The sequence below is a fragment of the Paraburkholderia sp. BL6665CI2N2 genome, from assembly GCF_004366535.1.
Taxonomy (GTDB): domain Bacteria; phylum Pseudomonadota; class Gammaproteobacteria; order Burkholderiales; family Burkholderiaceae; genus Paraburkholderia.
The window spans coordinates 86,927-104,268 of sequence record NZ_SORC01000003.1 but is presented as its reverse complement, the minus strand read 5'-3'; the positions used below and the strand labels follow the sequence as shown (position 1 = coordinate 104,268).

The following is a 17,342-nucleotide window of genomic DNA, read 5'->3' as shown; positions in this document are numbered from 1 at the left end:
CGGACCAAGGTTCCGGAACTTGATAGGTTCGATATTGATGCTGATCCCGATGTTACGGGCGCAGTGTGCGTCGCGATCGAGCCCGATCTTTCCGGTGTTACCAATGTCTGGGAAGCGCAACTGCGGGCTTCGCTCAACGATAAAATAAGTACAAAATCCGTAACTCGTGCGTTAGCTGCGGCTGTCTTCCTCCATCCACACCTAGACTGGAGAATTTTGACTGTCGCAATGCGTTCCGGCGTTACTGGAGAACATTTGCAACAACGTCTCCGCTTCGAAGGTTATTCATTTTCTGAAATCGTGCGATTTCAGATAAAGATGGCACATCTTTTTACTTGTTCATAAAATCAGATCGTCTGGGACCTACAATCGGAGCGACCCGAATTCCGATTCTTAGGATGCACGTTATCGCGGTTTCATCCGCCAATAAAAAAACCAAGCCACATAGTTATTTAAAAAACGATGACCAGACTTGTTTGCATAACCTTATTACGACATGATTTTATCTGATCCCATAATTGTTAATCATCAAATTATTTTCTCCGCATGGCAACTTGATTGGGGATTTTGTTCCTACGCTCTATCGATTACGCTCGCTGTTGAACAGCTTGGCGCCACGGGTGTGTCCAATTCGGCAATAACTAATGCGTTTGAATCGCATCGACCGAGAATCGCCGCGGCGGTCCTCAGGGTGGGGGCAGGGACGCCGGAAAGGCGGATGACCCTGCTGCTAGTCTGAGAATGGCAACATGTTGTGCTGTTCGTTGGAACAGGCTGAACTGGACGTTGTGCTGGTGGCCGATATTCGCCACCAGAAGGAGTTGCGATATCGGCGTCCCGCCACCCGAACGACAGGGGACAGATTTGGCGCCGGACATACCGTACGTTAGATGTGGCAGCCCGTGTGAACCGGGCACGGATCCATTAAATTTGACATAAAAGAAATGATCGAACATTAATTAGGGAATCCTAATTAGATAGCCGGAGATTTGGCGGCGATGTGGGCTTCAAATCGGCCCGCAATTGACTTGATGCCTGACTGCCAAACGGGTAGGAGAGGGTGCCCGTCAGCGAACCTCAGGCCAACCACCACGCCTTCCGCAGTCGCTCTTTTCCTGCCAACGCGCATTCGATCATCTCCATCGTTTCCGCCGCCTGTCTCTTCCTGGCTGGTGACGCTATCCGTTTTACGGCGTCGTTTCTGTTTGCGACCGCACCCACCCGGCGCACACGCTCGCGCGCCGCTTCAAACTGTGTTGATCAGTATTCGGTTATCCGACGACCAGATCGGCCTCGCGCAGCAGCGCCACAACGGTGCGCTCGGGCGCATGAAGCCGGAGCATCAGGTCCTGCACGAAGGTCGCCACCGATACTGCAGGATGGCCATCCTCAAAATATTCCAGAAGCCGCTGGACCTGGTTGACCGGAATCTCCAGCCGCACACGCTCCGAGCAGACGCGCAGGCCGCTGACACTCAACCTCGCATCTGGGTTCCACCGCAACGTCGAGAGCCCGTTGGGACGCGGGTCCGGCACCACGCGGAATTGCTGGTCAGGCAGTTCCGCCAGATAGCCCTGCGCGGTGAGCGCCCGGAGATATTGATGGACCGCGACCTTTTCCGCATCTTCGAATGCCGGAACGATTCTGTAGCGCATGTCGAGCCAGCCAAGCACCGTCAGCATCGTGAAGTCCCTGATACTCGCGTCTTCAGCGGCGGGACGCACGAACTTGCCAAAGATGTCCGCTTGCCAGACTCGCGGGTCGACACAAAACGAGCCTTTTCCGGTCACGTCAACATCGACGGCATCCGGCCAGCGCGCGCATGGCTCGCCAAGCTGTTGCTCAAGGGCGCGGATCTTCTCCGCGACAGGCAGTTGCCGATAGGCTGCATCGGCCGCTAGCCCGCCGGCTTGCACCCATGGCGTGACGGCTACAGGCACCGACAGCTTCGCGGCAGGCTTTTCGACCTCGCCAAAGAGCAGCGCCACTTCGGCCGGCCGCCGCTTGGGCTGCGCATGACGTTCGCGATTGCCGATCGCCGGGTGCCGCAGCCAAACCTTGTTCGTTAGCCCATGCAGTACGACTTCCCGGAGATCGCCAATGTCCAGCACTTCGCCCGGTTTCGGGATCGAGATTTCAAGCGCAGCGTAGCCAAGAGCCCGGATGGTCGATCGCGTCGATGCGTTGTACAACGACTTGATGGCGATCTGGATGATCAGCGGTCCCGCCAGCGTCTCGGCAAAGAAGTCGACCGGGATTCCATCCACTGTGGTGCGGACTGACGCCAGACCCCATTCTTCAATCATGTGGCGCTTGCCATGTCCGGCACCTTTCTGTGTCAGCGCAGGAGCGACGACGAACCGGCTCTCGGCAAGCAGTTGCACCGCCGAGGCGTGCAGTGCGCGCTGCGCACCAAGCTCGCAGGCAGCAGGACGCACGTGCCGGAAGTCCGCTTGAGAAGCGTCTTGACGACACAGGGTGACCTCGCCACCGCAGCCGGCGCAATAGAAGATCGCCGGGCCAACGGACGGCAGGTCGTTCGCCGCGACCAACTGACCCGCCCTGTTCCTGGCGAAAGCCATGTGCGAACTAAAAGCCATTAGATGTCCTTTGCGAACCACAAGTGGTGGGAGACTCGCCGCGAGTGAGGTCGTGCCTGATTTCTACCACATTAGAGTAAATGGAATGAGATACGACAATACAACACGGTCGCGAAAATTCACAGATGGCCGCCGTCGACATAATCGAGCACGCGCACACCGGTTTTGGCCGCGTGCTCGCAGTGCAGGCGGCCGGCGTACTGCTGCAGCGTGCCCGTCCAGGCCACCGGCATGGCGAGTACCAGCGTCTCCAGTGCCGGGTGGTCGAAAACTTCGCCTACCAGCCTGCCGGTCGCCAGCACGATCCGGGGTGTGCCAGCGGCCAGCGCGTCAAGGGCCGCGAGCTGTGCTGCACGCGCTTTTTCGGGAGGCGCCCGCGCAGCACGAACTGCGGCTGTACCGGCCCGCCAGAGCCTGCTTCAAGCGTTCGAGATGGTCTGTGCGCTCGGTGAGCACCAGCATCTTGCGCCCCTGCCCGTACTGCGCAATGATGGTTGCGGCGATCATCTGCATGCGTGCCGCGACCTGCGCGAACACTGTCCGCTTCGGCGCTTCAGCCGCGACGTTCACCGCTGCGGTGAGCCTTTGCGGGAGCGCTTCCAGCAGTTGGGGGGGCGCCGGCTGGCAGGCGCGACGTGTGCCGGATCGGCCCGCACAGTATGAACATGACGGGCTGCTGGCTGTCGCGCCGCAGCGGCGTCGCGGTCAGACCCAGCACATAGCGCGCATGAACGGTCTTGAGCGCCGCCTCGAAGGAATCCGCCGGGACGTGGTGACATCAACTGAAGCGCAACTCAGCGACAGACCGGAGTTTTATGACAGGCAGAAGGAAAGTCAGGACAAAACCTGCATCATGGAAAAGTACACGCCCGGTTGCGCGCCCGCACCTGGATCATGGCTCGAACTCGATGAACAGGAGCGAATTTCTCTCGTCGAAACGTATCACCGCGTCGCCAGGATCAAACTTCCCAACGTCGCGGCACACGCTGCGTTCCACGTGATCGTCGAAAACCAGATTGCCCTGAACCTTGAGCCCGTGGTCCGGGCGATGCATCGACTCAGGAACCAGGGACTGTCGCGACACGGTGCTATCCACGCCATCAGCTCGGTCGCCGCAGAGCATCTGTTCGATATTTTGAAGACGGAGCGGAACGAAAATCCTGAAGCTTCGCAGGCGTCTTACTACGCGGCGGTGGAGCGATTGACGGCGGCACATTGGCACAAAGGCGAACCCTGATGCGGATACCATCGAAGCTTCAGCCGTGGTTTGAAGCGCGGCAGCGTTTCAGGTTGAGCTACGCTCATATCCAGATGGCCCGCGAACCGGGATTGAATCCCCGACGATTCGGGTCGCTGGCTAACGGGCAACAGGAACCGTGGAAGCGTCCCCTCGAGGAATTCATTGCACATTGCTACGACAAGCGTTTTGGTCGCACTACGCCAGAACACGTGCAATCTCTGGAAGAGGCCGTGAAGCGTGCGGAAAGGGCGGCGCAGCGAGCGAAGGGAAAGAAAGGCGAACCGGGCGGTTCTACCGTGAACAACCCGCCCGCTGTCCCGTAAAAGAGATCGGGCTTCACTGACCGGGCCGCAGCCCGGCCTCGACGTCGCCATGACAGACCGGCGAAAAATTGCCGGACCACAGGTGGCGGTAACCAGGTACGACGGGAATGGGCACGGCAACGGACGACCGCCTGCGAGGGCGACAGGTTGGGGGAAGAGCGTTGTTTAAGGCCGCTTAAATAAGCCTCAGCGCTAATTAAGTCAAAGGCGTATTGCTTAATTAACGACTAATTGCCATAATTCATCCATGGCTGACGAGAGTACAACAAATCCCCGGCTGGGCCGATTCGTCGAAACCGCCGTAGGCGGTGAGATTGCGAGCGCATTCGTGCCGCCGCCCCTACCGCCCGACCCCCCTATTGACGTCTTGAGTCTGCTTGACCGGCTCAGCCTTGCCGAGCGGGCGGTCGGGCGGCTGGACGGCATCACGATGCTTCTGCCCCGGCAGGAGCTTTTCCTCTACATGTATGTGCGCAAGGAGGCCGTGCTGTCGTCCCAGATCGAGGGCACCCAGTCCACCTTGACCGATTTGCTTCGTTTCGAAACCGAGGCACAGGCCGGCCAACCCATCGACGACGTCCGGGAGGTGTCGAACTACGTTGACGCGATGATGTATGGGCTGCACCGGCTCCAGGAGTTGCCGCTCTCCCTGCGGTTAATCCGCGAGATGCATGCGCGCCTGCTTCAAAGTGGGCGGGGGGGCACTAAAAGCCCTGGCGAGTTCCGCAGGTCCCAGAACTGGATCGGCGGGACCCGACCCGGCAACGCCCAGTATGTGCCGCCGCCCGTGAACGAGCTCGACCCCTGTCTTGATGCACTTGAAAAGTTCATGCATGAGGACCGCTCGCGCTTGCCGGCGCTGATCAAGGCCGGACTTCTTCATGTCCAGTTCGAGACGATCCACCCGTTTCTTGACGGCAACGGCCGCATTGGCCGGCTGCTCGTCACCCTGTTCCTCAAGGTGCATGGGGTTTTGCACTCGCCGCTCCTCTACCTGAGTCTCTACCTCAAGACGCACCGGGGGGACTACTACCGGCTCCTGCAGGAGGTGCGTGAACGCGGTGCCTGGGAACCCTGGCTCGAGTTCTTCCTCGATGGCGTGGCGGAGACAGCAAACCAGGCGTTTGATGCTGCAACACGGATCGTCGGCCTGTTCAAGGAAGACCGGGAGCGGATCACTGCGGAGAGCGAGCGGGCCGGATCGGCCCTGCGCGTCCATGACCTGCTTCAACAGAATCCATTCCTTACTGCCAACCTGCTGGTTGAACGTACCGGCCTCAGTGCGCCGACGGTCAATGCTGCGCTTGCCGACCTGGAACGGCTCGGTGTGGTGGAGGAAGTAACGGGGCGCCGGCGCGGACGCGTGTTCGGCTATCGGCGTTATCTCGCCATCCTTGGCGAAGGCACGGACCCGCTTCCCGCTCAACAGGACCAGACTCCCGGCGGGTAGCGCCCCGGCCATCCCGAAGCGTCATCGTCTTCGGCTCCGGAACCACCGGCCCGGCTTTTCGTGAGCTTTTCCCGTGCAAGCGCTCGTCGTTGTCGACGCGGGCGCCCGGGACCGGCGGGTGGTAGCGCCGGAAAAATTGAACGATTAGCTATGTTTGAGGGCGGCAAGGTTGCTCCGTCGACCACTAAAGAGGATGTAATGGCTATGTAACGCTGGCAAGCTCGGCGTGGAAGCTTGCGCGATGAAGAGAACAGATCGCTTCATGAACGTCATCGTTTTCCTGCCACAGCCATCCGCTGCGCCCGGCGAATGCTGATGAGCATGGAAGGACGGCCGTTCCGGTGTGATATCGCTGACCCGGGCGACGAGCTTTGAGTCGCGGACCGTATTGCCATTGCACGGCAGTTATAACTAAGGATCTCGAATTATTGGCATGGTCGTTCGTGCTTAAACAGATAGTCGGCCCCAAGCCTATTCTTTCCGCAGCGGCACGCACAGAGGTCCAGCTGGAGCCGTCTCGCTTTCCCGTGAAATGCTGTCCGGCCCGAAATCCGCACTTCACCAGTCCAGACGATGCTTCTCTTCTGTCTCGCGGTGACGGGTGTCGTCGTCGCTATGAAGATAGATGCTCGTCGTCGAAATCGATGCATGCCCGAGGTTGTCTCGCACGAGTCGCAGATCGAGATTGCCGTCGGCCATGTGGGATCCGGCACTGTGCCGCAGCCAATGTGCGGATGCGCGCTCGAGATGCGTAGCACGCGCGGCATAGTCCTCACCGCGAAGCCTTAATTTGTCCGCTGCGCCAGCAAAGATGCCTTTGATGATCGAGTGCAGCGCGGCCCGCGTGAGAGGCTTCATGGATTTGCCGAGCGGCAACACCAGCGGCGTGTCCTCTTGCGAGGACGGGAGTGGCGCAAGCCCGCGCGCGCCGGTAGCGCGCGAGTTCGACCATCATCTCGGCGGAGGCGGGAACGAGTCGTTCCTTGTCACCTTTCCCAAGCACCTCCAGCCACCACCGTTCGTGCCCCTCGTTGTCACGCCGGCAGAAAAACTTGCCCATCGTATTGCCGCGGACCTCCGAAATCCGCAGGCCGCCCAGGTAGAGCAAAGTAAAAAGCCATCGAGCGCGCCAGTAACGTTCCTGTTCCCGATCGCTATCACGGGGCAGGCCGTCGATATAAACCTTGACCTCCTGCCAAAGATCGCGCTCCAGGTAACGGGTGATGCGCGGCGCCTGACGGCGGGACCGCTGGCGCGTTAGCGACAGTGGGTTGCCGGCCAGATAGCCAGCTTCGACTAGCCACGCAAACAGCGCATTAAGGCTCACCATCGCCTGGCGCTGGCTCGAGACTGCGAGCGCCCGTAAAACGGCCGCCAGCGCGGATCGTGACGCGGAAACTTGGCCCGCCATCGGACACCCAGCGCGGACGCGGTTGCGGATCCCCCAGGAATAGCCTGTAGGCGAGTAGGTCCTCGTGCGTGAGCGATGACAAAGGCTTGCCCAGTTGTGCGATGGACCACAACAGGAGCCGCTCAGCTTCCTTGCGATAGTTTTCGAAAGTGGTTTTCGTGTCGACGACACGGGCGAGCCACGCGCAGATCGCGCTCAGGTCGTCTGCTGCGGTGAGCCGCTGGCGACCGTTCGCCCGGTTGACGCCGTGGCGACCGTCAAGATCGGGCGGCAGGTCGAGTGCGTCGAGCGGGCGCGGAGCAGCAGGGTCGTCGTCATGTTTTGAGCGTGGATCGGTGGGGGCACAGGTCACCGCGATTGTCGCACGCACGGAAGACCCTTTGACACTACAGGCATAACGTCAAAATAACGCGAGAATGGTTTTCGTGTCGGCGAGGTATTCTGTGAGGCAACAGGTTTCTTTCTACTGCGCGTCTGGACACCGAAAGTAGCGCCATGTTGTTTCAGCCAGTCGCCTTGGTATTGTAGAGCGCCTCGTCGACCTGCTTGATCGCCCTCGTTACTTCGTTGTCGCGGCGTCGCGCACCCGTTGGTACAGCCGTTTCTCCCGATGTGTCGTCCATCGCATGGCTCCGTCGTTACGACGGCAACACCTTGGCACCGCACTTACGTGCGTTCAAGACGGGATGCGCTGACGGATACCTTCAAGCTTTGCGCAGCAGCCGTAGATTCTGCGGAGCCCGCAGCCCACGCAAAAAAACCGGCCACTGGCTGCATTTGCTACTGACTCAGGCCCGCGCGCACCCCGTTCGGACCCAGATGTAATAGGGATTGATCACGGGAAGGGCAAGACCAGTTTGCCGCGTCATTGACGTTGCCTGACCCCGAGTAGGCAGCCATTGCGGGGAAAGGACAAAGGGGCATTGTCCTTTGAACGCTCGCAGACGTGTCATCGTTCGCATACTTGGTCGCCAGAATGCTATCGGGCGCTTTTCCGCCCTCCACCCATTGATCGAGGGCGGTAAGCGCGTCAAAACTGTTTGGACCAGAGCCGCCTACGCAGTGCTGCATCTCCGGTACCGGGAAAAACCGAACGGTCTTCTTCAAATTTTCGTACCCCCCGTTTACACCTGCAAGACTCTTGTAGATTTCGACCTTATCGAAAGGGTTCAAGACAGCATCCGCGAAGCCATCATAGATGATTAGCTTCCTGCCCTTACCAATGAAGCTGGCGAGTTGAGACGGATTCGTCAGCGATCCACCTTGTACTGCAAAGAACAATTGTTGGCTGGTAGCAGATTTGATTACATTCCCATTAATGAAAGCAGGGTCAGTCATATTGAAGGTCGGCTGGTGGAAGCCTAGCATCGCTACAACCCCATAGGCGAGTTGCCAATCCACCGGCTGGGTTGTTATGGAACCGCCCGACCAGGGGAGGTAGCTGTTCGCATTCGCAACAATCAGATCGTTCGCGGTGTGTGCGCCAAGTCCCAGAATGTTGGAGCTTGGTCCGTTGGAGCTTGGCGAGATTACGTTTAAGCCGGACACCGAACCGCCGTGAGCAATGACATTTCCTGCGTCGTCTTTCACCGCTGTGAAATAGTCGTTGAGAGCCGCTGCTTGGGCCGCGGTTAATGTTCCATCGTTGACCAGGGACGTCGCATCGAAGTTACATGCCGAGGGATTTTGAATGAGCCCATCGCTTACCCCGTCAGCCGCGTCGCATTGCTTGAGAATCGCGGCGTTGATGGCGTCAAACTTGTCGTTTGGAATCGGCGCTGCTAGGAAAGCCTTGAAATTGCGAACATTCCAGATACTTGTTGCCGCCTGGCTGCTGTATGCATTTCCCGCTACGATCCCGTCGTAGTCGTCTGGATAGACGCTTGCCGCCATCAGTCCTTCTCGACCCCCGCCAGAACAGCCCTCCATGTAGGAGAAACGTTCGTGCGCCCCATAATACCCGCGAACGATCTGCTTCGCGGCGACACTCACCTGGTGATTCGCCCGATAGAAATAGTCTGTGACAGTTGCGTCGTTGCGCGTTCCGTCAGACGAGACCGCAAAACTGCTGTCGAGGTTAGCGACGAAGCCAGCGCCGTTACCGAGGTGACCCGCGTCGCCAGCCGCAGTGGCGTAACCCTTGGCCAACTGTTCAGCCGATGCTGGCTGGACATTTCCATCGAAGCCAGAATTACCGTCGAAGAGGAATTTCTGATTCCAATTTGCAGGGAGATAGACCGCGAAATTCGCATGCCCTTGAGGACCGCCATCGCCTTCCGTCACGACACTGCCCGTAACTTGACAATGTGCGGGTAATGCGCCGGACGCAGGAATCGCCGTAGCCGCAGTTATTGTAACGTTGGAGACGTTGAGCGCCGAAATGCTCTTCGCGGTACACGTCTGCGCGATCACTGACGGAGGCTCTAAATCATCATCACCGCCGTGACATCCGCTTAGCGCCGTGGCGATAAAGGAAAAGGACGCCATTTGCGTCAGGACGCCGAGCGGGCGTCGCCAATTCGTACGGTGATTTGGGCATTTCATAGCATGTCTCCTTGTAGTGAGCGGTCATCGCCGCTTCAGCCATTAGGAGACAAAGCGTCGTTAGTTATCTCTCAAAAACTTGCAGAGTGGCACAATCTTGCTGTTGATATCGTCGTGGTAAACACCGACCGAAGGTGTAAGTTTCTGGTCAGATTATCAGCGTTGAATGCGAACATGAACACCTCGAAATTGCGTCGCTTCGACGTTGAGACCGGAAAGACCGAAGCATTCCATTCGCAAGGGCTGACATTGTGCAGTCCCGGCGCGTGGAATGGAATCATCTTTGAACGTTGGCAACATACAGGCAAAGCGGAGGCTCTGGATGAAACCATACTGCACGATCACGTCATAGCACTGAACCTCGGACAAGCAGCGGACTACGAGATCGCCTGGGCGGGAAATCCAACGCTGCGTCGACGCTGCGACGGTGGGCAGTTTGCCCTGTTTCCGGCCCAGTTGCCGTATCGTGCTGTGAGGTACAGCGGGTGGGACGGAATTATCGTTGGAATCAACCGAACGTTGTTTGATGCTGCGGTTCTTGGCTCTACGTCATTGGATCGGCTGCAACTAAGACCCTGTATTGCGGCCACAGATGGGCTCATACACCATCTGGTCCTCGCACTTCTCCAGGATGCAGTTGCCGACTGTCCCCAAGGGCCCGCATACGGCGAAAATCTCATCCTGACGCTTGCCGCGCAACTCTGCCGTGGGTTCGGCCAAGTCGATATCGAGCCGGCTGCTCCAGCCCTCGGCATAACGCAGCTTCGGTCGGTACAAGATTATGTCGAAAGTAATCTTGAGCGCGCTATCCACCTTCAGGAGCTTGCGGAAATAACCGGCATGAGCCTGTATTGCTTTGCGCGCGCATTCAAGGCTGCCACGACATTACCGCCCCACAAATACATCACACAAAGACGCCTAACGACCGCGAAGCGGCTCCTCGCTACGTCGAAGCTATCGCTGGTTGAGATTTCCCTGCGGTGCGGATTCAGCAGCCAGAGCCATTTCGGAAATTCATTCGCGCAAGAGGTGAAGCTAACCCCAGGCCAATACCGAAAATTAGCGAAAAACGGATAAGAAGATAACTGCTTCACCGGCTGCATCCAGGCGCGAGCGTCCGTAACATGGCGGCTCGCGTTTTTGTTTCTGCTGTGGCCGTCGAACTACTCTTTCGTCGGCACGAACGTCACACCACCACCCCACTTAACGGAAGCCGCCCCAAAAGCCAAGCGCTAATACCCAACATATCCCGCCAGAATCCACGCGCGCGGGTCCCTGGCCGTCACTTGAGCTTCGTCTTGCAAACTGCTTAAGCTAGACTTAACGACGATTAGGTCTTCGGGCCTCAATATGCATCGGGTCTGACGTTCATCCCATTTCTGCGTTAAAACTGCAATGACAACGGTTATTCCCGACTTGCGCCTGCTCCGCGTGTTCATGAGCGTCGTACAGCAGCAAGGGTTCGCCCGCGCGCAGCACGAGCTGAACATGTCGACCTCAGCGATCAGCACCTACATGAGTCAACTGGAAGCCCAGCTCGGCGTGGTGCTCTGTCATCGCGGACGCGGTGGCTTCAGTCTCACGCCCAAGGGCGCCGAGTTTCACGTCGAAGCGCAACGGCTGCTCGGCGAAGTCGATGGCTTCGAGCGCTTCGCCGCCGACCTGAAAGGCGACCTGCGCGGTAATCTCAGGATTGGCATGCTCGACGGCATCGTGACCGACACGAACCTTCCGCTCGATGCGACCATCGCTGCCTTCTCAGCGGCGCGCCCCGCCGTTCATCTTCATCTGCTACTGGGTGGATCGAACGAGCTTCAGGTGCACGTGCTCAACAACCGGCTCGATGCCGCTATCAGCACCGTGCAGCTCAAGATGAACGGCCTGAAGTACAACCCGATCTATCGCGAGCGTCACAACCTGTACTGCGCGGACAAGCATCCGCTCTTTAACGTCCGTCGCGTGAGCGAGGGCGATCTGGAGAGTCATCGCTTTGTGGGTCGCGCTTCGTGGAATCGGGCAATCCACATGCGGCACGGCATGCGCGACACGCAAGCGACGGCGAACAGCGTCGAAGGCCAGTTGATCCTGATTCTGTCGGGCGCGTATATCGGGTTCCTGCCCGTGCACTTCGCGCAGCGATGGGTGGACGACGGCCGTTTGCGCGCGCTCGCGCCCGGCACGATGCGCTTCGATCTGACGTTCGCATTCATCGAACGTCAGAGCCGCTCGAACGAACCGCTGACGAAGGAGTTTCTCGAACTGCTTCGACAGCGAATCGGCTCAGAGGCTTGAACGCGCGCTTATCGATTCGACGGCAGGCCTGGGCGTGTAAAAGAGGGCGGTCGTCGAGAGCTGGCCCTTGAAGTTGGCAAGGTCGCTGCCCGAGGCCTTGGCCATCGAGGTCAGCGCGGCGGTCGTTTCAGCGGAGTTGCCCTGCATGAGCGCGGCCATCTCAAACCAGGCGCCGGTCCGTGCCTTGCCGAGCGCGTGGTTGTCTTCAGCGTCTTCGTGTTGGCGACCATCATGTCCGTGATCTCGCCGGGACCTTGCTGGAGTCGAAGACTTCAGTGACGTTCGGCTGCGCCCTGAGATCGGCGGGCATTGGATTCCACGTGACCGCGTTGTGCACGGTCGGCGTCGCGAATGCGCCGGAAATATCGGCGTCGGATGTATTGACGACCTTGACGTCGCGCTCGCTCATGTGCGCGCTTTCGAGGGCGCGTGCGAGCAGATAGTACGAGACGGAGAACTGGACGAGGTTGACCTGTTGGCCCTTCAGATCGGCGATCTGTTTGCCTTTGCCCTTCGTGAGCACGCCGTCGTTGCCGTTCGAATAGTCGCTCACGAGGAGTGCGGTCGAGTTCACGCCGCCCGATGCCGGAATGGTGAGTGCGTCCATGTTGGTCATCGCGCAGCCGTCGAACTTGCCGGCCGTGTATTGATTGATGGACTCGACGTAGTCGTTCAGTTGCACGACGTCCACGTTGATGTCCTACTTCTTCGCCCACTTGGAGACCATGCCTTGCGTTTTCGCCTGCCCCAAAGGCATCCAGCCCGCATAGATGGTCCAGCAAACCTTGAAGTCGTTGCGAGGCGCGGCGAAAGCGGCGCTCGAAGCGGATGCGGCGAGGGAAACGACGGCGATGCCAAGACACTGAGCGAACTTGCGCATGAGGTTGACCCAGGAGGAGACGGTTGGCGATAGCAAGGGAGCAGCGCAAACATCGCGTTCTCTCCCAGGCTTTTATCCCGTCATGTAACCTCGCCTGAGGTCCACAGATCTCGGACCAGGACCTGCCATCAGCAGATCGGAACCGTAGCCGTCCATTTCCAGATTGTTCGATGAACCGGGGGATGGGCAGGCTCTTTGCACGCCTCTTCACGCGGGAAACGTGCCAGCGCGCGCATCCACGCCTTACTGTCGAATGCAGCGCGGCTTCCCCCGTGGTGGTGAAACACATGCTCTCGAAGGCGCTGGATGTGCACCGCAATCGGGCGTCTGAGCACGCGGTCTGGGGTTTTGCCCAAGCACGTTGAGGGGTCTTTAGTTCATGAATATCTAAACCAAAGCTTTTTATGGTCGATATTCTTTTGACCGTATTGGCGCGACATCATGGCCCCATCGATCTTCCATTTCACGAACCCTCTCGAAGGAAAGCCAATGAAACTCCTGCGCTTTGCGGGCTTAGCCCTTGCGTTGCTGTGCACGACCGCCGCTCATGCCGATGAGCCGACGGTGAAGTCCGGCGTCACGGTCGCACCGAACGTTCTAAGAATCGGCATGGAGATCACCTATCCTCCGTTTGAATCATATTCGGGCAACGACGTGGTCGGCGCGGATGCGGACATCGCCCGTGCATTGGCCAAGGAAATGGGCCTTAGAATCGAGTTCGCCGACACGCGCTTTCCTAACCTGATCCTCGGCCTCAACGCCGGTCACTTCGATGCCGTCATCTCCGCGATGTTCATCAAGCCGGAGCGCACGGCGCAGGCGAATGCGATCGCCTACGCGACGACTGGCGGCGCAATCCTGGTGCCTTCGGGCGCGGCGACGAAGCCCGCGACGCTTCAGGACCTTTGCGGTATGAGGGTCGGTGTCGAGCAGGGCAATGTATGGGCATCGACGCTCGCAGGCGTATCGGATGGCTATTGCAAGCCCAATGGCAAGGGCGTGATCGCCGTGAGTTCGTTCCCGTCCGCACCCGAGGCATTTCAGGCTTTGATGTCGAACAACGTGCAGGCGCAGTTAGAAGTGGCGCCTGCCGCGCACGCGCTCGCGGCGAAATCGTCGGGACGGGTGGTGGTGTCCTCGCCGAATCTCGTCAACCCGGTATTGCTCGGCATCTATACGAAGAAAAGCAATGCAGCGCTCAACGCGAGCCTCAACGATGCGCTTGGGAAGCTCAAGAAGAGCGGCGAGCTCGACCAGATCCTGGCGAAGTACAGCCTGCTTCCTCCGTCACAGCTTCCCTGAATCTTCCGAATTTCCGTATCACGCGGCGCAATCGTAGCAAGTCGGGGCGACCATGCAGTTCAATCTTCCGTATTTCCTTTCGTTGTTCGCTGACCGGATGTTCTGGCAAGCGTGCCTGACCGTCATCGAGTTGGGCGTGCTCTCCTGGGTCGTGAGCATGGTTGCGGGCTATCCGATTGCGCTGGCGAAGCTGTCGAAGAAGCCGTGGCTGAGCAGGCCCGCGACCGCTTACGTTTGGTTCTTCCGCAGCGTGCCCTTGCTCGTCGTGATGGTGTTCGTGTTCAACCTGCCGCAGCTTTTCCCGTCGACGGGGCCGGCGCTGTCGCATCCTTTCTTCTCGGCGTTTGTGTCGCTCGTCGTGACCGAGTCTGCGTATATGGCGGAGATTCATCGCGGCGGACTGCTTTCGGTCGACAAGGGGCAACTGGAAGCCGCGACGGCACTCGGGCTGCGCCGCTTGGGCCTACAACGGCTCGTGGTGATTCCGCAGGCGTTCTGGATCTCTTTGCCCACGCTCGTCAACGAGTTCATCACGTGCATCAAGCTTACCTCACTTGCATCCGTGATTTCGCTTGCTGAATTGCTGATGGTCGGTCAGCGCATGTATTCGCAGAACTTCCTCGTGCTTGAAACGTTGGCCGCGATCGGCGTCTATTACGTGATGATCGTGACCGTTTTCGGCTGGTTGCTCAAGCAGCTTGAACACTGGCTCGACCTCACACGCCGCCGTCCTGAGACAATCGCCGGAGACGAGCTGATGCGCATGCGCGAACGCCTCGTGGAAAAAGAAGCGGGTGCAATGCGTATCAAGGGCCAGGATGCGCTGAGCCTGAAAGACGTGCGCAAAGCCTATGGCAAGCATGAAGTGCTGAAGGGCATCGGTCTCAATGTGCCCGCGGGCGAGGTGCTGTCGATCATCGGGCCGTCCGGCTCCGGCAAGACTTCGCTCATCCGCACGATCAACGGACTCGAAAGCATCGACCATGGCGCGATCCATCTATTCGGCCAGCCGTGCATCGACGCATCAGCCAGCGCCGACCCGGAGCGCGTGTGGCAGGTGCGACGTCGCATCGGAATGGTGTTTCAGGGCTTCAACCTGTTTCCGCATCGGACCATCCTCGACAACGTACTGATGGCGCCGCATTACCATCGGCGAGGCTCGAAGGCCGAACTGCGCAACATCGGCCTCGGTCTACTCGACAAGGTCGGCCTGCTGGCCCATGCGCAGAAGTATCCGCATCAGTTATCGGGCGGTCAGCAGCAGCGGGTCGCGATTGCGCGGGCGCTTGCCATGGAACCTGACATCATGCTCTTCGACGAACCGACCTCGGCGCTCGACCCGGAACTCGTCGACGACGTGCTTCAGGTCATCTCCGAACTAGCGCGCGAGCACATGACGATGATCATCGTCACACACGAGATGAACTTCGCGATGTCGATTTCGGATCGCATCGCGTTCATGGAGCACGGCGAGCTGCGTCTGCATGCATCGCCCGATGCTATCCGATCGCATCCCGATGCGGAGCGCGTGCGACGGTTCATCGGCATCGGCGCGCCGGGACCCTTGAATCACGATGCCGTCGGCGACCGAAGTTCGTTAGACACTACTTTTAGCGCCTAGGCGCGATAACCCCCACAAGACGATGAAACGCATTCAACTCAGCGACGTGGAGTCGCACTGGGACGCGATCAGGCCGCGCATCGAAGACGGCTTCGATATGCTCTGGAACACGCCGGAACTCCCGTGCATGGAGTTCGGCGCAGCGCAGGCTCTGACCGGCTGGCTCGAAGCGGAAGGCTTCGATGTGGAACGTCGCGTGGTCGGAATTCCCACGGCGTTCGTCGCCAGGAAGCGGATCGGTGCAGGACCGTGCGTCGGCATCCTCGCGGAATATGACGCGCTGCCGGGACTCGGCAACTGCGCATGCCACACGCGCAGCGAACCGCCATCGGAAGCGGGCCACGCGTGCGGACACAATCACATCGGACCGGCGAACATCGGCGCGGCCATTGCGGCAGTCCGCAGTGCGCAAGCGCTGGGCATCGGCGGCGAGATCAAGGTGGTCGGATGCCCTGCCGAAGAACTGTTGTGGGGCAAGGTCGCCTTGTTCGTCAAAGGCGCATTCGAGGACTGCGATGCGTTGCTGACGTCGCACGGCGATTACCAGAACGGCGCGGTCTCGCGTCCCTGTCAGGCGATGGCGACGGGCGAGTTCGTGTTTGTCGGAAAAAGCAGTCACGGCGGTTACACGGGCAAGGTGAATGCGCTCGCGGGTGCAGAGGAAGCGCTGTTCGCTCTGCGCGACTTCAAGCAGCGATATCCCGATGTGCCGGTCAAGCACATCATTCGCGGCGACATGAAAATAGCCGGTGTCGTGCCCGATGACGTGAGGCTGTACTTCTCGATTCGGCATCTGCACGTGGAACGCGCGATGGACGTGTATGACGCGGTCATCGATACATGCAAGAAGGTGGCGCAGCAGTGTGGCCTGGACTGGCGGCATCTGCCGATTTCGACATGCCGGGGCTATCTTGCGAACGATGCGCTTGCGAATGTGCTCTACGACAGCCTGAACGACGTGGGACCGCCAAAGTGGTCAGATGCCGACAAGGACTGGATGCAGCAACTGGCGGAGCAATGCGCGCCCGCGCAGCCGTTCGAACTCGATGAGACGATCCGGCTTTATGACGAGGGACAGGACTACTACAGCCAGGACGACGGCGAAGTGAGCTGGCGCATTCCGCTCGGCCGCGTGAACTGGGCCTATCCGAAGCAGGTTCCGATCCATCACTGGGGTTGGACAGCATTGTCGGGTCATGCGGCGAGCCGCGCGGGTCCGCATATGGCGTCGAAGGCGATCGCGCTCGCAGCGGTCAGATTGCTGAGCGAGCCGCGCCTCATCGACGATGCGAAGTCGGAACTCATGTCGAGGATCGAGGGCAAGCGTATTGGCGCGCCGCGGTTGGGCGCGTGGACGACGTTGACACAGAATCCGCAGTCGTTCTGGAACGGCACGTGGACGGAAGGCGAGTGCTCGGAAGGACTGGCGTGACCAGCCCGGACATGCCGAAGATCATGACGCGCGTCTCGAAGTTTTCTTTTGATCACGGTCTGCCCGGACAGGATGCGAAGTGCCAATGCGGTCGGCATGGCGTTCGGCAAGGGCGTCGTGGTCGGTAACAAGGGCACCGTGAAGCTGCGTTTCGACCCGACCTACGTCGAAATGGCGGCGGCGGGCAAGCTCTGAGCGTTTCAAATACGGGGCGGACACCATGCGACTCATCAATCGACAGCTGATG

12 protein-coding genes and 3 pseudogenes are annotated in these 17,342 nt (G+C 59.4%); 9 read left to right on the top strand and 6 right to left on the bottom strand.

The features are described 5' to 3' along the window. Nucleotides 1-1,271: 1,271 nt before the first annotated feature. The 3 genes from B0G81_RS41920 to B0G81_RS44300 form a co-directional block, all read right to left on the bottom strand. A complete protein-coding gene (locus B0G81_RS41920; RefSeq protein WP_134143953.1) occupies nucleotides 1,272-2,600 on the bottom strand; it encodes a hypothetical protein in 1,329 nt (442 codons plus the stop codon). A gap of 119 nt (nucleotides 2,601-2,719) precedes the next feature. Beyond that, nucleotides 2,720-2,902 carry a hypothetical protein gene (locus tag B0G81_RS45270; protein WP_243856920.1) on the bottom strand — a complete coding sequence of 61 codons (183 nt, stop codon included), beginning with the start codon at nucleotides 2,900-2,902 and terminating at the stop codon, nucleotides 2,720-2,722. A gap of 28 nt (nucleotides 2,903-2,930) precedes the next feature. Further along, nucleotides 2,931-3,137, bottom strand: coding sequence for a hypothetical protein (locus B0G81_RS44300; protein ID WP_208328654.1), 207 nt, complete (start codon nucleotides 3,135-3,137; stop codon nucleotides 2,931-2,933). Between the two features lie 100 nt (nucleotides 3,138-3,237). Between B0G81_RS44300 and B0G81_RS45265 the strand changes: the two genes are divergently transcribed. The 3 genes from B0G81_RS45265 to B0G81_RS41900 all read left to right on the top strand — a co-directional run bounded on the left by B0G81_RS45265 (nucleotide 3,238) and on the right by B0G81_RS41900 (nucleotide 5,613). Beyond that, complete coding sequence (locus B0G81_RS45265) at nucleotides 3,238-3,837, top strand: hypothetical protein (RefSeq protein ID WP_243856919.1); 600 nt, start codon at nucleotides 3,238-3,240, stop codon at nucleotides 3,835-3,837. Continuing rightward, nucleotides 3,837-4,163 (top strand): hypothetical protein, encoded by a 327-nt coding sequence (locus B0G81_RS41905; RefSeq protein ID WP_134143952.1) that lies wholly within the window; start codon nucleotides 3,837-3,839, stop codon nucleotides 4,161-4,163. The genes B0G81_RS45265 and B0G81_RS41905 overlap by 1 nt, the downstream gene beginning before the upstream one ends. Before the next feature lie 247 nt (nucleotides 4,164-4,410). Then, nucleotides 4,411-5,613 carry a Fic family protein gene (locus B0G81_RS41900; RefSeq protein WP_102635962.1) on the top strand — a complete coding sequence of 401 codons (1,203 nt, stop codon included), beginning with the start codon at nucleotides 4,411-4,413 and terminating at the stop codon, nucleotides 5,611-5,613. 558 nt (nucleotides 5,614-6,171) lie between these two features. On the opposite strand, the pseudogene B0G81_RS41895 reads toward B0G81_RS41900, so the two are convergent. Together B0G81_RS41895 and B0G81_RS41890 are read right to left on the bottom strand one after the other, a co-directional pair. Continuing rightward, nucleotides 6,172-7,376 (bottom strand): annotated as a pseudogene (locus B0G81_RS41895) (tyrosine-type recombinase/integrase). Between the two features lie 428 nt (nucleotides 7,377-7,804). Next, entirely contained in the window at nucleotides 7,805-9,568 is a 1,764-nt protein-coding gene (locus B0G81_RS41890) for a tannase/feruloyl esterase family alpha/beta hydrolase (protein ID WP_134143951.1), read from the bottom strand. Nucleotides 9,569-9,742: 174 nt separating this feature from the next. On the opposite strand from B0G81_RS41890, the gene B0G81_RS41885 reads away from it, so the two are divergent. Then, a complete protein-coding gene (locus tag B0G81_RS41885; RefSeq protein ID WP_166679210.1) occupies nucleotides 9,743-10,645 on the top strand; it encodes an AraC family transcriptional regulator in 903 nt (300 codons plus the stop codon). 318 nt (nucleotides 10,646-10,963) lie between these two features. Next, nucleotides 10,964-11,860: a LysR family transcriptional regulator gene (locus tag B0G81_RS41880; protein ID WP_134143949.1), complete on the top strand. Its 897-nt coding sequence runs from the start codon at nucleotides 10,964-10,966 to the stop codon at nucleotides 11,858-11,860. A 6-nt stretch (nucleotides 11,861-11,866) separates the two neighbouring features. Here B0G81_RS41880 and B0G81_RS41875 read toward each other — a convergent pair. Further along, a pseudogene (locus tag B0G81_RS41875) lies at nucleotides 11,867-12,740 on the bottom strand (putative urea ABC transporter substrate-binding protein); the annotation flags it as partial. A 489-nt stretch (nucleotides 12,741-13,229) separates the two neighbouring features. Here B0G81_RS41875 and B0G81_RS41870 point away from each other — a divergent pair. The 4 genes and pseudogenes from B0G81_RS41870 to B0G81_RS45725 form a co-directional block, all read left to right on the top strand. Beyond that, nucleotides 13,230-14,042, top strand: coding sequence for a transporter substrate-binding domain-containing protein (locus B0G81_RS41870; RefSeq protein ID WP_134143948.1), 813 nt, complete (start codon nucleotides 13,230-13,232; stop codon nucleotides 14,040-14,042). A 52-nt stretch (nucleotides 14,043-14,094) separates the two neighbouring features. Beyond that, nucleotides 14,095-15,663, top strand: coding sequence for an amino acid ABC transporter permease/ATP-binding protein (locus B0G81_RS41865; RefSeq protein WP_134143947.1), 1,569 nt, complete (start codon nucleotides 14,095-14,097; stop codon nucleotides 15,661-15,663). 22 nt (nucleotides 15,664-15,685) lie between these two features. Then, a complete protein-coding gene (locus B0G81_RS41860; RefSeq protein ID WP_134143946.1) occupies nucleotides 15,686-17,095 on the top strand; it encodes a peptidase dimerization domain-containing protein in 1,410 nt (469 codons plus the stop codon). Then, nucleotides 17,092-17,290, top strand: a pseudogene (locus B0G81_RS45725) (lipid kinase); the annotation flags it as partial. The gene B0G81_RS41860 and the pseudogene B0G81_RS45725, both read left to right, overlap by 4 nt. Between the last annotated feature and the right edge of the window lie 52 nt (nucleotides 17,291-17,342).